Annotated in this window: 16 protein-coding genes and 1 pseudogene; 9 read left to right on the top strand and 8 right to left on the bottom strand. The window is 69.6% G+C overall.

All coding sequences use genetic code 11. The annotated features are described in order from the left end of the window. Position 1: 1 nt before the first annotated feature. Complete coding sequence (locus tag OS889_RS05370) at positions 2–565, bottom strand: nicotinamide-nucleotide adenylyltransferase (RefSeq protein WP_372387963.1); 564 nt, start codon at positions 563–565, stop codon at positions 2–4. Positions 566–731: 166 nt separating this feature from the next. On the opposite strand from OS889_RS05370, the gene lonB reads away from it, so the two are divergent. The 3 genes from lonB (at position 732) to OS889_RS05355 (ending at position 4908) form a co-directional block, all read left to right on the top strand. Further along, on the top strand, positions 732–2948 hold the full coding sequence (gene lonB / locus OS889_RS05365; protein WP_372387961.1) for an ATP-dependent protease LonB: 2217 nt from the start codon (positions 732–734) through the stop codon (positions 2946–2948). Between the two features lie 5 nt (positions 2949–2953). Beyond that, on the top strand, positions 2954–3844 hold the full coding sequence (locus OS889_RS05360) for a CPBP family intramembrane glutamic endopeptidase (protein WP_372387959.1): 891 nt from the start codon (positions 2954–2956) through the stop codon (positions 3842–3844). An 86-nt stretch (positions 3845–3930) separates the two neighbouring features. Beyond that, positions 3931–4908: a LamG domain-containing protein gene (locus OS889_RS05355; protein WP_372387957.1), complete on the top strand. Its 978-nt coding sequence runs from the start codon at positions 3931–3933 to the stop codon at positions 4906–4908. A gap of 15 nt (positions 4909–4923) precedes the next feature. On the opposite strand, the gene OS889_RS05350 is transcribed toward OS889_RS05355, so the two are convergent. From OS889_RS05350 to OS889_RS05335, 4 genes are all read right to left on the bottom strand, one after another. After that, entirely contained in the window at positions 4924–5376 is a 453-nt protein-coding gene (locus OS889_RS05350; RefSeq protein WP_372387955.1) for an MGMT family protein, read from the bottom strand. Between the two features lie 120 nt (positions 5377–5496). Beyond that, positions 5497–5703 carry a cold-shock protein gene (locus OS889_RS05345; protein WP_372387954.1) on the bottom strand — a complete coding sequence of 69 codons (207 nt, stop codon included), beginning with the start codon at positions 5701–5703 and terminating at the stop codon, positions 5497–5499. Positions 5704–5827: 124 nt separating this feature from the next. Further along, positions 5828–6112 (bottom strand): DUF7967 family protein, encoded by a 285-nt coding sequence (locus tag OS889_RS05340; protein ID WP_372387952.1) that lies wholly within the window; start codon positions 6110–6112, stop codon positions 5828–5830. Positions 6113–6178: 66 nt separating this feature from the next. Further along, positions 6179–6688, bottom strand: coding sequence for a metal-dependent hydrolase (locus OS889_RS05335; RefSeq protein ID WP_372387950.1), 510 nt, complete (start codon positions 6686–6688; stop codon positions 6179–6181). 79 nt (positions 6689–6767) lie between these two features. Here OS889_RS05335 and trpC point away from each other — a divergent pair, with 79 nt between their 5' ends. The 6 genes and pseudogenes from trpC to OS889_RS05305 form a co-directional block, all read left to right on the top strand. Beyond that, a complete protein-coding gene (gene trpC, locus OS889_RS05330) occupies positions 6768–7598 on the top strand; it encodes an indole-3-glycerol phosphate synthase (protein WP_372387949.1) in 831 nt (276 codons plus the stop codon). Beyond that, positions 7595–8842 carry a tryptophan synthase subunit beta gene (gene trpB, locus OS889_RS05325; RefSeq protein WP_372387948.1) on the top strand — a complete coding sequence of 416 codons (1248 nt, stop codon included), beginning with the start codon at positions 7595–7597 and terminating at the stop codon, positions 8840–8842. The genes trpC and trpB overlap by 4 nt, the downstream gene beginning before the upstream one ends. 1 nt (position 8843) lies before the next feature. Continuing rightward, positions 8844–9695 (top strand): tryptophan synthase subunit alpha, encoded by an 852-nt coding sequence (gene trpA, locus OS889_RS05320; RefSeq protein ID WP_372387947.1) that lies wholly within the window; start codon positions 8844–8846, stop codon positions 9693–9695. Between the two features lie 27 nt (positions 9696–9722). Continuing rightward, positions 9723–10517 (top strand): 2-amino-3,7-dideoxy-D-threo-hept-6-ulosonate synthase, encoded by a 795-nt coding sequence (locus OS889_RS05315; protein ID WP_372387946.1) that lies wholly within the window; start codon positions 9723–9725, stop codon positions 10515–10517. A gap of 98 nt (positions 10518–10615) precedes the next feature. Next, on the top strand, positions 10616–10774 hold the full coding sequence (locus OS889_RS05310; RefSeq protein WP_372387945.1) for a DUF7559 family protein: 159 nt from the start codon (positions 10616–10618) through the stop codon (positions 10772–10774). Continuing rightward, positions 10771–11217 (top strand): annotated as a pseudogene (locus OS889_RS05305) (Hsp20 family protein); the annotation flags it as partial. The gene OS889_RS05310 and the pseudogene OS889_RS05305, both read left to right, overlap by 4 nt. A gap of 6 nt (positions 11218–11223) precedes the next feature. Here the strand turns inward: OS889_RS05305 and OS889_RS05300 are convergent. From OS889_RS05300 to OS889_RS05290, 3 genes are all read right to left on the bottom strand, one after another. Then, a complete protein-coding gene (locus tag OS889_RS05300) occupies positions 11224–11823 on the bottom strand; it encodes an NUDIX hydrolase (protein WP_372387944.1) in 600 nt (199 codons plus the stop codon). A 72-nt stretch (positions 11824–11895) separates the two neighbouring features. Continuing rightward, positions 11896–12468 (bottom strand): DUF7109 family protein, encoded by a 573-nt coding sequence (locus OS889_RS05295; RefSeq protein WP_372387943.1) that lies wholly within the window; start codon positions 12466–12468, stop codon positions 11896–11898. Then, complete coding sequence (locus OS889_RS05290) at positions 12465–13694, bottom strand: glycosyltransferase family protein (RefSeq protein WP_372387942.1); 1230 nt, start codon at positions 13692–13694, stop codon at positions 12465–12467. Before OS889_RS05290 ends, OS889_RS05295 begins: the two co-directional genes overlap by 4 nt. Positions 13695–13738 lie beyond the last annotated feature (44 nt).

Raw genomic sequence — 13738 nt, 5'->3', positions numbered from 1 at the left:
CTCACTCGGGGTCGCTGGCGCCGTCGCTGCCCGCGTGGGCCTCGTCGACCACCTCGCCGTTCGTGTCGGTGTCGCTGACGCGCTGGATGCGCTCGATGCCGTCGATCTCCTCGATCACGTCGACGACGGGTGCGGGGACGAGGCTCTCCCAGTCGTCGCCGTGGATCATCCGCGAGCGCAGTTCGGCCCCTTCGAGGACGTCGCGGTTGAACATCGGCGACTGCCGGACCTCGACGCCCGCCTCCGAGAACAGTTGGATCACGAGCGGATTGTTCGAGTAGGCGACGTCGAACGCCGGCGACATACTCTGGACGTGGCTCACCCACACGGAGTTGCGTTCGAGGTCCTCGATCGGCACCGCGTAGGTGGTGATGTCGAGTTCGGCGACCGACTTCGTGACCATCATCAGGCGCTCGCCGGCGGTGAAGGGATTCCGCGGCGTGTGGGAGTCGCCCGCCGAGCCGATCCCGAGGACGAGCTCGTCGACCTCGCTCGCGATCTCTGTGACCATCCGATGGTGACCGTCGTGGTAGGGCTGAAACCGGCCGATGTAGAACCCCCGCATACGTCGGGAGTCGGCCGCATCGTTTATAAATACCCCGGGATGTGGCGACGGGCGTATATCACTTATAAACCGACTCAGCCTCACGATTTCCGGATTTTACGGAATGAGAATTCGAGGAGAAAGTATATCAGTCGCCCGGCCTTGGTTCCACGTAGCGAAGTATTCTATGAGTAACGACACGGATGCCGACAAGAACTCCCCCGAAGAGGGGGGCGGCGTCACCGACGGGGCGCCCGACTCGCCGCCGTCCGAGGAGGACGCGGGCGAGGGGTTCCGCGACGGTGTCGCCGACGAACCGGCCGACGGGCCCGGCGGGTCCGACGAGCGCGGCGGCCGCTCCGAGCACCGGAACGGTCAGGTCGACCCAGATCCGAATCCGAATCCCGATCCGGATTCGGGCCCCGGGTCCGACGTCGACGAGGGGACGGGGACGATCGACGACCTCGGGAGCGACGTCGAGGTCGACGCCGAGGTCGCCGAAGACGTCGACGAGGACGACCTCCTCGGCGGTCTGCGGATCGACTCGACCGACGAGATCGACGTCCCCGACCGGCTCGTCGACCAGGTCATCGGCCAGGAGCACGCCCGCGACGTCGTGATGAAGGCCGCCAAGCAGCGGCGGCACGTGATGATGATCGGCTCGCCCGGGACGGGCAAGTCGATGCTGGCGAAGGCGATGTCGGAGCTCCTCCCGCCGGAGGAACTCCAGGACGTCCTGGTCTATCACAACCCCGACGACGGCAACAACCCGAAGGTCCGGACCGTCCCGGCCGGCAAGGGCGAACAGATCGTCGAGGCCCACAAGGAGGAGGCGCGCAAGCGCAACCAGATGCGGTCGTTCCTGATGTGGATCATCATCGCGATCGTCATCGGCTACTCCTTCATCATCGCGGGCCAGATCCTGCTGGGGATCCTCGCGGCCGGGGTCATCTACCTCGCGTTCCGCTACGGCTCCCGCGGCGGCGACGCGATGGTGCCGAACCTCATCGTCAACAACGCGGACACGACGACGGCGCCGTTCGAGGACGCGACGGGCGCCCACGCCGGCGCGCTGCTCGGCGACGTCCGCCACGACCCGTTCCAGTCCGGCGGAATGGAGACGCCGAGCCACGACCGCGTCGAGCCCGGCGCCATCCACAAGGCCAACAAGGGCGTGCTGTTCATCGACGAGATCAACACGCTCGACATCCGCAGCCAGCAGCACCTGATGACGGCGATCCAGGAGGGCGAGTTCCACATCACCGGCCAGTCCGAGCGCTCCTCGGGCGCGATGGTCCAGACCGAGCCCGTCCCGACGGACTTCATTATGATCGCCGCGGGGAATCTCGACGCGATGGAGAACATGCACCCCGCCCTGCGCTCGCGGATCAAGGGCTACGGGTACGAGGTGTACATGGACGACACCATCGAGGACACCCCCGAGATGCGCCGGAAGTACGCCCGCTTCGTGGCCCAGGAGGTCGCGAAGGACGGGCGCCTGCCGGAGTACTCCGCGGAGGCCATCGAGGAGGTCATCCTCGAAGCGCGGCGCCGCGCCGGCCGCAAGGGCCACCTCACGCTCAAGCTCCGGAACCTCGGAGGCCTGGTCCGCGTCGCCGGCGACATCGCCCGCTCGGAGGACGCCGACTTCGTCACCCGCGACCACGTGTTACAGGCGAAGGGCCGGAGCCGCTCGATCGAGCAGCAGCTCGCCGACGACTACATCGAACGGAGGAAAGACTACGAGCTCCAGGTCTCGGAGGGCTACCAGGTCGGCCGCGTCAACGGTCTCGCCGTGATGGGTGAGGACTCGGGGATCATGCTCCCCGTGATGGCCGAGGTCACGCCCTCGCAGGGGCCCGGCGAGGTCATCGCTACTGGACAATTGAAGGAGATGGCCCAGGAGGCCGTCTCGAACGTCTCGGCGATCATCAAGAAGTTCTCCGACGAGAACATCTCCGAGAAGGACATCCACATCCAGTTCGTCCAGACCGGCCAGCAGGGCGTCGACGGCGACTCCGCCTCCATCACGGTCGCGACGGCCGTGATCTCCGCGCTTGAGGGCGTCGGCGTCGACCAGTCGCTCGCGATGACCGGGAGCCTCTCGGTCCGGGGCGACGTCCTGCCCGTCGGCGGCGTCACCCACAAGATCGAGGCCGCCGCGAAGTCCGGGTGCGACCGGGTCATCATCCCGGCCGCGAACACCCAGGACGTGATGATCGAAGAGGAGTACGAGCAGATGGTCGAGATCATTCCGGTCTCCCACATCAGCGAGGTCCTCGACATCGCGCTGGAAGGCGAGCCCGAGAAGGACTCGCTCGTCGACCGCCTCAAGAGCATCACCGGCTCGGCGCTCTCGCAGGGCGAGAACGTCTCCAGCCCGTCGAGCCCGAGCCCGCAGTAGGGTAGATGCCCGAGTGGGCGACGTTCGCGGGGTTCGCGTTCGTCGTCACCGCGGGCCTGCTTCTTCTTTCACACGCGTCCAAGAGTATCCTCCAGGAGCGTCCCGACGACGCCGGCGAGCCGCCGGCGAATCACCGTCTCGGCGAGCCGACGAGCGACACCGTCGGCGATGCGACCTCTCCTCGTAACGAGGAGTCGATCACGCTCCCGAAGTCCGGCGTCGAGTTCCGGGTCCGCCAGGGGCGCTCGCCCGAAGGCGTGAGCGAGCCGCGGTCGCGACTGGCCGACGTCTCGACGGCGTCGCTCCTGGCGAACGTGGCCGTCTCCCAGGGCGTCTTCGGCGTGGTGCTCCTCGCGGGCGCGTGGTACGCGGAGATCCCCGCTCGGGCCTTCGGACTCGCGCCCGAGGGGGTCGGCCTCGGCGCCGCAGCGCTCGGCGTCGGCGTCGGCCTCGTACTCTATGCGGCGAACGAGGCCGGGGCGGCCGCGGGAACGCAGTTCGGCCTCGGCGTCGGCGACGGCGAGCGCCTGCGGAGCGCGCTCGCGCCCGAGACGGCGGGCGGGTGGGCGCTCTTGCTCCTGGTCGTCCTGCCGGTCATCGCCGGCTTCGAGGAACTGCTCTTCCGCGGCGCGCTCGTCGGCGTCGTCAGCGCGGGCTACGGGATCTCCCCGTGGGCGCTGGCCGTCGTCTCGTCGGTCGCGTTCGCGCTCGGACACGGCGCGCAGGGGCGACTTGGCGTCGTCGTGACCGGCGCGCTCGGCTTCGTCCTCGCGGCGACGTTCGTCGTCACCGGGAGCCTGCTCGTCGTGATCGTCGCCCACTACCTGATCAACGCCTTAGAGTTCGTCGTCCACGAGGGGTTCGGCGTGGAGTGGCCGCCTAGCGTAGGCGGATAGGTCGGACCGAAATCGGACGACTGGTCCGGTGAGCTGCATTGTCAGATCACAACAATGAAGTGAGCCGAATCTGAGCCACGGGGTAGATGGTGGACAGAAGTCGGCGGCTGGCGCTGAAGAAGCTGAGTGCGACGGCTCTCGTCGGATCGCTCTCCGGACTGGCGGGATGCACCGTAGAGATTCCGTCCGTGGAAGTCCAGGTGGGCGACGGGGGCGACGGGAGCGACGAGGACGAACCGACCGAACAGGCGGATCCGGCGACCGACTCCGAGGGCGCGTCCGGCGAATCGACCGAGACGCCCCCCGAGACGGCATCGCCGCGTCCCTCGGAGATGGAGACGGTGACGACCACGGCCACGAGTACGGCGACCGAGGCGTCGACAGCGACGTCCACGGAAACCGAGACATCGACGCCGACTGCGACGCCCACGGCGACACCGACCGCAACCGCGACGCCCGACGACGACAGCGCACTCGTCACGCGATATCGGTTCGAGGGAGGCCTCGCCGACGAGACCGGCACCTACGACCTCTCGGGGTCGGGAGTCGAATACGCATCGGGGCCCGAAGGGTCCCAGTCGGCGTCGTTTCCCGGCTTTGCGTCGGTCGATTTCATCGAGATCGAAACGGACCAGCCCTACACGTTCTGCCACTGGCTGAAGGACGACGAGACGAACTCCAGGTGGGACGACGACCTCCTCTGGAAGGTAACGACGGAGAACGGAAACAGCGTCGGGTCGTTCTGTGACACGAGCGGCGACCCGTTCCTCTTCACTTCGGGAGCCAACACGGTGGGCGAGAGTTCCGCGAACGTCCTCGACGGCGAGTGGCACCATGTCGCGTTCGTCTACGACCAGCCGAACGATCGGATGAAACTGTACGTCGACGGGAGCGAGGACTACGCCATCGACTACACTGACAACATTCGGGGCACGGACACGGCGCTGATGTTCGGCAACAACGGCGCCGACGGCTGGAAGGACTACAACGGCGGACTCGACGACTACCGATTCTACCGCCGCGCGCTGAGCGCCTCGGAGATCAGCGACATCGCCGGGCGATAGTCCCCACAGTCCGGCTTACGCCCCCTCGATCGCCCGCAGTCGCTCGGCCACCGCCGACGGCGCGGCTCCCGGGGCGTCGCGGACGCGGTGATCGGGCACGAAAAGCGGCACCGGGTTCTCCGCGAGCGCCGTCCGCGCGGTCTCGACGTCCTCCCGCTCGTCGGGGTTGAGGCCGGCCATCCGGATCACGCGGTCGAGCGAGACGGTCTCGCCGTGGGGGACGTTCCGGATCGCCTCCAGCACCTGCCGCTGGTCGGTCGGCACCGTCAGCGCGACCGCAACGTCGTCGAAATGATCCGCCTCGCCGTCGAGGTACGCGAACACGCGGTCCAAGAGCGGGTGGTCGGAGTCCGCGTCGCCCGGGGGCGTCTCGGGGAAGGAGACGCTGATGACCCGACCGCTCGCGACGCCGATCTCGACGGCTCGATCCAACCGCTCGGAGGTCCGAGCGAAGACGCCGACGTCCATACGCCGTCGTTCGGCGGCGGCGGGCTTGAACCTTGAGAACTGGAGCGTCGTGACTGGGAGGGTAGCGTCCGGAAAATCGAGAACGGAGTCTGTCGCCGTCAGCGACAGTCTGTCCCGGTGTTACTGTCGGACGACGTTCGCCGCGCGGGGGCCCTTGGGCGAGGACTCGATGTCGAATTCGACTTCGGTACCTTCCGTGAGGTCTTCGCCGCCGACGTCTTCCATATGGAAGAACACGTCTTCGTCGTCGTCGAGGTCGCCGTCGTCAGTCGAGATGAAACCGTAACCGCCTGTGTCGTTGAAGAATTCAACCTTACCGTGTGCCATTGCAACCGAACGGATGGGAGAGCGGGGGATAATCCTTCCGAGGGTCGAGTTACCACGACCCTTCGGTGGCCGTTCGCCGCAGTTCGGAGCCGGTCGGGCGCCGTCACAGGTGCGGCAGCCGTCGTCAGATGACGTCGTCCGGATCGTGGAGCTCCCGCATCCGCCGCGCTTCGGCGGCGTACTGCTCGCGCTGGGCGGCGTCGTCGACGGCGCCGAGGTTGTCCGGGTCGGCCTCGACGGCCGCGGTCGTGTCGCGGACGTCGCTGAACGAGGTCAGCGCCCGCTCCTTGCGGAAGTAGCGCTCGCCGTCCGGCGTCGCGTACGTGAGGATGATGAGGTTCTGCTCGTCATCCGAATACGTTCGTTCCACTAGCCACACGCGGACGCCGTCGTCGGAGTCCCGGGACACGGGACGGAGTTGCGGCCCAGGCACATTCAATATGGGGGACGACCGGTCTGCCCGAACCTCGCCTGGTCAGCCGAACTGCTCGCGGACGTCCACGACGAGGAGATACGCCGCAATCGAGAGGACGATCGCCGAGAAGACCGTCCAGAGTAGGACGTTGATCCCGTTCGGCCCGGCCCAGTACGGCGTGATCGGCCGCGCGGTCGGGGCGGTGAGCGGCCAGAGCAGGTCGGGCGCGACCGTCGGGTCCGGTCCCAAGAGCGGCCTGTAGTTGTCGGCGAGGAGGTGCGAGAGGTGGGCGAACGCGAAGGCGCCGCTCAGCCGCGGGCGGTCGGTCCGCCACCCGTAGAGGCCGACGAGGGCGAGGAACGGAAGCGCGATCGGAAGCGAGTGCATGAACACCCGCCCGGAGGGGAGCACGCCGAACTGGTGGGCCAGGGGCTTGTCGACAAGGTCAGGGAACTGGCTGCCCAGGAACACGACCGCCGCGAACCGCGGCGTCGGCAACCGCCGATCGCGCGCGAGGACGTACGCCAGCGCGGGGACCAGGGCGACGATGAAGTGCTCGGACGGAAGCACACTCGGACGTGTGCTCGCGGCGACTAAACGACACCGACACGCAAACCTTATGTGCAAAAGAGTCCGTTAATGAACATAGATGAACGCTAATGAGGACAAGCTTGCCCCGGAGGTCCGCTCGATCCTCGCGGCCGCCCGGGAGCGGTCCGGCGGCGGGGCGACCGTCGACGTAGACGCGCGGTCGTTTCCCGTGGCCGTGCGGGCCGCGGAGGCGGACGGACGCGTGCCCGTCGTCGCCGAGGTGAAGCCGACGAGCCCGACGACCGAGGGCGAGCGGACCGACGACCCGGTCGCGCTCGCCGAGGAGATGGTCGCGGGCGGCGCGACCGCGCTGTCGGTGCTCACGGAACCCGAGCACTTCGGCGGGTCGACCGAGAACCTCCGGCGGATTCGGGAGGCAGTCGACGTCCCGGTGCTCCGCAAGGATTTCGTCGTCCGCGAGGCCCAACTGGACGCCGTCGCGTCCGACCTCGTCCTGCTCATCGCGCGCTTCCTCGACGAGCCGGGGACCGATTCGCTCGCGGCGCTGTACGAGACGGCCGAAGCGCGGGGGTCCCAGCCGCTCGTGGAGGTCCACACCCGCGAGGAACTGGAGCGCGCCCTCGACGTGGGCGCGGAGATCGTCGGCGTCAACAACCGCGACCTCGGGGAGCTGGAGGTCGACCTCGGGACGTTCGAGCGGCTCGCGCCCGACGTGCCCGACGACGTGACGCTCCTGGCCGAAAGCGGCGTCACGAGCGTCGACGACGTCCGGCGGATGCGCCGCGCTGGCGCGGACGCGCTCCTGATCGGGACGGCGATCATGGACGGCGACGTCCGGGCCAACACCGAACGGCTGACGGGCGTCGAGGCCGAGAAGGGACGTAGAGGCGACGCGACAGTGACACACACGGGATCCGATACACGATGACACAACAGTACGCGGACGGGAAGTTCGGGGAGTACGGCGGCCAGTACGTGCCGGAGGCGCTGATGCCGGCGATCGAGGAGCTCACGGACGCCTACGAGCGCTACGTGCTGGAGAACGAGGACGGCTTTATGGACGAATTCCGGCGGCGGCTGCGGGACTTCGGCGGACGACCGACGCCGACGCAGTACGCCGAGCGGCTCTCGGAGCGCTACGACCGCGAGGTGTACCTCAAGCGCGAGGACCTGCTCCACGGCGGCGCGCACAAGCTCAACAACGCCCTCGGACAGGTCCTGCTGGCGAAGTACATGGGCAAAGACCGGATCATCGCCGAGACGGGCGCGGGCCAGCACGGCACCGCGACGGCGATGGCGGCCGCGCACCTGGATATGCCCTGCGAGATCTACATGGGCGAACGCGACATCAACCGCCAGCGGCCGAACGTCTTCCGGATGCGGCTCAACGGCTCGGAAGTGAACCCCGTCACGACGGGGCGCGGCACGCTCAAGGAGGCGATCTCCGAGACGATGCGCGACTGGGCGACGAACGTCGAGGACACCCACTACGTCATCGGCTCGGTCGTCGGCCCCCACCCGTTCCCGGCGATGGTGCGGGACTTCCAGGCCGTCATCTCCGAGGAGGCGCGCCGCCAGATCAGAGAGCAGACCGGCGGCCTCCCCGACGCCGTGCTCGCCTGCGCCGGCGGCGGCTCGAACACGATGGGCGCGTTCGCGAACTTCGTCGACGACGAGGGCGTCGCCCTCTACGCCGTCGAGGCCGGCGGCTCCAGCCTCGACGTCGACGAGGAGGCGGGCGTCGCGCCCAACTCCGCGTCGCTGTCGACGGGCGAGGAGGGCGTCCTCCACGGCGCCCGTACGAAGGTCCTCCAGGACTCGGACGGCCAGATCATAGAGAGCCACTCCGTCTCGGCCGGCCTCGACTACGCGGGCGTCGGGCCCGAGCTCGCGCGGCTCGTCGACGACGGCCGCGTCCAGGCGGTCAACGTCGACGACGACAGCGCCCTGGAGGGCTTCCACCGGCTCTCCCAGACCGAGGGGATCATCCCCGCGCTGGAGACCGCCCACGCGTTCGGCTACCTCGAAGAGCACTACGAGGAACTCGGCGAGACCGTCGTCGTGAACGTCTCCGGGCGCGGCGACAAGGACCTAGAGACCGTGATCGAGGAGACCGAAAAGCGCGACATCGAGGGCGCGCCGTCGATGGCGGAGTTCTCGGGGGGGATCTGAGATGGCCGATCACGCCAACTCCGACCTCTACGAGGCCTTCGCCGACGGCCCCGCCTTCGTCCCCTACCTGGCCGCGGGCGACCCCGACTACGACGCCTCGCTCGAATACGTCGAGGCGCTGGCGCGCGGCGGCGCCGACGTGATCGAACTCGGGCTCCCGTTCTCCGAGCCGATCGCGGAGGGGCCGACGATCCAGAGCGCGGTCGTGCGGGCGCTCGAAGGCGGGATGACGCCCGACCGCTTCTTCCAGTTCGTCGAGGACCTCGACGTGGACGTGCCGCTGGTCTGTATGACCTACTACAATCTGATCTACCAGTACGGCTCCGAACAGGGCCCGCGCCCGTTCGTCGAGCGCGCCGCCGAGGTCGGCCTCTCGGGCTTCGTCGTCCCGGACCTCCCCGCCGAGGAGGCGGACCCCCTGCGCGAGGCCTGCGACGAGTTCGGGCTCGATCTGGTGTTCATCGTCGCGCCGACGACCCGCGGCGAGCGCCTCGACCGGATCATGTCGCAGGTGTCGGGCTACGTCTACGTCCAGGCGCGGCTCGGCGTCACGGGCGCGAAGGACGACGTCTCCGGACAGACCGAAGCGAGCCTCGCGCGCCTCTCGGAGTACGACGTCCCCAAGGCGGTCGGCTTCGGGATCAAGATCGGCGACCACGCCGAGCGGATCGTCTCGGCTGGCGCCGACGGGATCATCGTCGGGAGCGCGCTCGTAGACATCGTCGCCGAGGGGACCGAACACGACGACCCGGTCGACGAGATCGCCGACCGACTGGAGGCGAAGGCGCGGGAGCTGAAAGAAGGCGCCCTGCGCGGATACGAACAACGTGTGCCCCAAGCGGAACGCACATAACCGACGGTTGCCACAGCCTCACACACGATGAGCACAGGAGTCTCCGCGCGACTCGAACGCATCTCGACAGGGGGGCGATACCTCGTCGTCCCGATGGACCACGGCATCACACTCGGCCCCGTAAAGGGCCTCGTCGACCTCGAATCGACCGTCGGCGCGATCACCCGCGGCGGCGCCGACGCCGTCCTCACCCAGAAGGGCGTCGCCCCGCGCGTCCACCCGAACAAGAACGGCAAGGGCTACATCGTCCACCTCAACGGCTCGACCGCGATCGGCCCGGACTCGAACGACAAGCGCCAGACCGGCACCGTAGAGGAGGCGCTCCGGGCCGGCGCCGACGCCGTCTCGTTCCACATCAACGTCGGCAGCGACCACGAGCCCGACCAGCTCACGCAGCTCAGCGAGGTGACGGAGACAGCCCACCGGCTCGGCGTCCCCGTCCTCGCGATGAGCTACGCGCGCGGTCCCGGCGTCGACGAACACGACGCCGAGAGCCTCGCCCACGCCGTCCGCATCGCCGAGGAGCTCGGCGCCGACGTCGTCAAGACCGCCTACTCCGGCGGCGCCGACTCCTTCGAGCGAGTCTGTGAGGCCACCCGGCTCCCGGTCGTCATCGCCGGCGGGAGCCGCGGCACCGACCGCGAGACCGCCGAGATGGTCCGCGGCGCGATGGACGCGGGCGCCGCGGGCGTCTCGATGGGCCGGTCGATCTTCCAGCACGACGACCCCGAGGCGATCACCCGGACCGTCAGCGCGATCATCCACGACGACGCCGACGTCGACGAGGCCGTCGAGGCCGGCGGCCTGGGCCTCGAAGCGTAACGCGTAACGCGCGAGACCGAACGCCGCGGCCGCGGCCGCGGACGGACAGTCGAGCCGGAGCCCGCGCGTTTATGACCGTGGCGGGCCAACTCACGCCTATGCCTACGACGCTCGAAGTTCGCTGCACCGACGACGCGTGCGAGATGGATATGTTCGAGCTCCACTACACCTACGACATGCCCGAGGACGTCGGCGTGGGCGACTTCGTCTGCCCGTACTGCCGGGAGAGCGAGCCGCTGGAGGCGATCGAGCTATGAGCGGCTTCCGGGACTCGGGGGGACCGTTCGAGGGCGCAGACCGCCTCCGCGAGATCGGCGAGTCGCTGGCGGGGAACGTCCTCGAACGCGTCGGGCGGAGCGTCGCCCGCGTCCAGGAGCGCAAGCCGCTCCCGCACGACGTCCTGGAGAGCGACGAGGCCTACCTCGTCGTCTTCGACGCGCCAGGCGTCCGCGAGAAGGACGTGCAGGTCCGCTTCGAGGACGGCGTCGTCGAGGTGCGGATCGACCGCTTCCGCGACTTCCACGAGGGCTTCGAGATGCGGTTCCCCGGCCGCGGTCTCTCCCTCGACGGGTCGGCGGCGCTCCCGCCGGAGGCCGACGTCGACGCCGCGGACGCGACCGCGACGGTGACCGACGCGGGCACGCTCCGCGTGCGGCTGCCGAAGCGCGAGTCGGACGGCGACGACGTCGCGGTCGAAGAATAGGATTTAAACGGGCAGTTCCGCGTCGGCGTCGACCACCCGATCGACGTCTTCCGGCGCCGTCCACTCGGTCGTCAGCTCCAGGAGCTGGACGAGCATCCGGCCGGTCGCGCCCCAGACGGTGTAGTCGCCGACGTGGAAGTAGTGGACCCGGTGTTCGCCGTACACCGGGTGTTCGCGCCGCTCGGACTCGTAGTTGTCGAGGTCGATCAGCGCGGGCACCGGGAGCGCGACGACCTCGGCGACCTCCCGCTCGTCGGGGTCGTAGTCGCGGTCGGGGACGCCCGCGACGTACGGGCGGACCGAGTAGTCGGTCACGGTCCGGATGTCGTCGAGCCGGCCGAAGACGGCCGCTTCCTCCGAGTAGAGCCCGATCTCCTCGTTGGCCTCGCGGAGCGCGGTCGACTCCAGCCCCCTGTCTTCGGGCTCCCTGGAGCCGCCGGGGAAGCTCATCTGGCCCGGGTGCTCGCCGAGGTGGTCCGCCCGCTTCGTGAAGAGGACGTGCTCGGTCCCGTCGCGGACGAGGATGGGCGCGAGGACCGCCGCCTGCTGGCCCGCGTCGGTGACCGCCGACGGCGCGTGGTTCGACACCCGCGAGAGATCCATCGTACCGACCGATACGGCCCGCGGGGGCTTATACTGTCCGCTGAAGGATCGTGAAAGATCGGGGCAGAGAGGTCAGCCCTCGTCGAGCGCGGCGTCCAGTCGCTCGCGGACGTCGTCGACGGCGACCGCGTCGGACCACACCGCGACGTCGTAGGTGACGTCGAGGAGCCGACGCATCCGCGCCGCGTCGCCCTCGTCGACCGCGCGGCTCGCGTCGCGGCGGAGCCGCTCGGCGAGGGCCGTCGCCGCGGCCTCGCGGTCGACGTCCCGGGTCGAGACGTCCAGGATGTGGGGGAGGTCCTCCGCGTTCGGCGGGAGTGTCGGGAACGCGGCGGGACCGGGCGCGAGGAGGGCGTCCGCGTCGCGGTTCCCGTCGGTGGTCCCCTCCCCGGCCGCACCGTCCGCGCCGGGATCGTATCGGACCAGCGCGTACGACGCGACGGCGGCGTCGACGGCCGCGGCGACCGCGTCGGCGTCGAGGTCGTCGCCGCGCTTGAACGCCAGTTCGTCGAGGGCGCGTTCGAGTTCGGCCGGCGCGAGCGCCCCGAAGAGGTCGACGACCCCCGCGAGGTCGTCGCCGTCGAAGGGGACCTCGGCCGTCGTCGCGCCCTCCGCGTCGGTTCCCGGTCCCGCCCTGTCAGTCATTCGCCGACCTCCTGGTGGGGCGTCTCGGGAGGCTCGGCATCGGTCTCGGAATCGCCGTCGGTGCGCGTTCGGGATCGGAGGTCCGAATCCGCCTCCGAGCGGGCGTGCCGGCCGCGACGTCCCGCGTCGCCGAACGCCGCGTCCTCCGCGTCGGCCGCGGCGGCCGCGGCCACCGCATCGGGGTCGAGCGGGGCCTCGGTCCAGGGCGGCAGGCGGTCGTCGCCGCCGGTGGGTTCGCGGACCGCGTCGGCGTAGCGGTCGACCTGCGTCCGCTCGCCCTCGCGGTCGAAGTCGAAGCCGTTGAACGCCGCGTCCTCGGCGTACTGGTCGACGAGCCGCAGGGCGGCCTCGCGGTAGCGCTCCCGGAGCGTCCCGAAGTCGACGTCGATCCCGTGCTCGCGGACGCTCCGCAGGAGCGTCTCGCCCACGGAGCCGCTCATCTCGGAGAGTCCGGCCGCGCCGTCGACAGAGCGGTGGTCGTGTTCGTACCGGCCGAGGTCGACCTGCGCCGTCCGGTCGAAGCCCGCGACGTCGAAGGCGTCCGCGAGGGTGCCGACTTCGAGTCCCCACTGCCGCGGCGTCCGCATCCGCTTCGCCGCGCTCGCGGTGGCGGCGAACTCGCCGGCCAGCGCGTACCGGAAGGAGTCCAGATACCGGAGGAACGGCTCGGGGTTCGCATCGCAGAGCGCGCGGACGAGCGGGACGTAGAACAGCCGGAAGAGCCGGCCGTAGAGCCGTCCGTCCTCGACGCGGGCGTAGTACCCCTTCGAGAAGTCGTAGCCCCGAGCGAGCGGGAAGAGCAGGCGGGGCACGAACGACTCGTCGTAGGTCGTCGTGTCGGCGTCGTGGACGGCGACGAACTCCTCGGTCGTCGCGCGGCCGAGCCCCAGCCACACGTCGCGGCCCTTGCCGCGGGCGCCGTCGAGGCCGGCGTCGGCGAGCAGATCGGCGATCCGCGGCCCGTCGCACCACAGCAGTTCCGTGTCGAGATCGTACGTCGAGAGCCACTCGCGGACCGCGCCGACGCGCTCGGCCTCGGCGCGGAGCGGGACGACGACCCGGCCGGGCGCCACCCGTTCGAGCGTCGCGAAGACCCGGTCGGCGGCGGCGCTCTCGCAGTCGCGCTCGGTCATCGGGACGACGACGGCGGCCCGGTCCGTGGGAGCGGTCGGGATCGGGTCCGCGAGGTCGTGGAGCGTCGTCACCCGCGCTTGCACGTACTCCATCGACGCTCCCTCAGGACGGAACGTGCAAAAGCGCGGGGGTTCCG

Source organism: Halobellus sp. MBLA0158 (assembly GCF_041477585.1).
Taxonomy (GTDB): Archaea; Halobacteriota; Halobacteria; order Halobacteriales; family Haloferacaceae; genus Haloquadratum; species Haloquadratum rubicundus.
Note: the sequence above shows the minus strand (reverse complement) of the source record. Positions and strands in the feature narration are given on the sequence as shown.

Coding starts and splice junctions, on each gene's coding strand:
- OS889_RS05370 (WP_372387963.1), bottom strand. CDS start 565: ATGCGGGGGTTCTACATCGGCCGGTTTCAGCCCTACCACGACGGTCAC.
- lonB (WP_372387961.1), top strand. CDS start 732: ATGAGTAACGACACGGATGCCGACAAGAACTCCCCCGAAGAGGGGGGC.
- OS889_RS05360 (WP_372387959.1), top strand. CDS start 2,954: ATGCCCGAGTGGGCGACGTTCGCGGGGTTCGCGTTCGTCGTCACCGCG.
- OS889_RS05355 (WP_372387957.1), top strand. CDS start 3,931: ATGGTGGACAGAAGTCGGCGGCTGGCGCTGAAGAAGCTGAGTGCGACG.
- OS889_RS05350 (WP_372387955.1), bottom strand. CDS start 5,376: ATGGACGTCGGCGTCTTCGCTCGGACCTCCGAGCGGTTGGATCGAGCC.
- OS889_RS05345 (WP_372387954.1), bottom strand. CDS start 5,703: ATGGCACACGGTAAGGTTGAATTCTTCAACGACACAGGCGGTTACGGT.
- trpC (WP_372387949.1), top strand. CDS start 6,768: ATGAACGCTAATGAGGACAAGCTTGCCCCGGAGGTCCGCTCGATCCTC.
- trpB (WP_372387948.1), top strand. CDS start 7,595: ATGACACAACAGTACGCGGACGGGAAGTTCGGGGAGTACGGCGGCCAG.
- trpA (WP_372387947.1), top strand. CDS start 8,844: ATGGCCGATCACGCCAACTCCGACCTCTACGAGGCCTTCGCCGACGGC.
- OS889_RS05315 (WP_372387946.1), top strand. CDS start 9,723: ATGAGCACAGGAGTCTCCGCGCGACTCGAACGCATCTCGACAGGGGGG.
- OS889_RS05310 (WP_372387945.1), top strand. CDS start 10,616: ATGCCTACGACGCTCGAAGTTCGCTGCACCGACGACGCGTGCGAGATG.
- OS889_RS05300 (WP_372387944.1), bottom strand. CDS start 11,823: ATGGATCTCTCGCGGGTGTCGAACCACGCGCCGTCGGCGGTCACCGAC.
- OS889_RS05295 (WP_372387943.1), bottom strand. CDS start 12,468: ATGACTGACAGGGCGGGACCGGGAACCGACGCGGAGGGCGCGACGACG.
- OS889_RS05290 (WP_372387942.1), bottom strand. CDS start 13,694: ATGGAGTACGTGCAAGCGCGGGTGACGACGCTCCACGACCTCGCGGAC.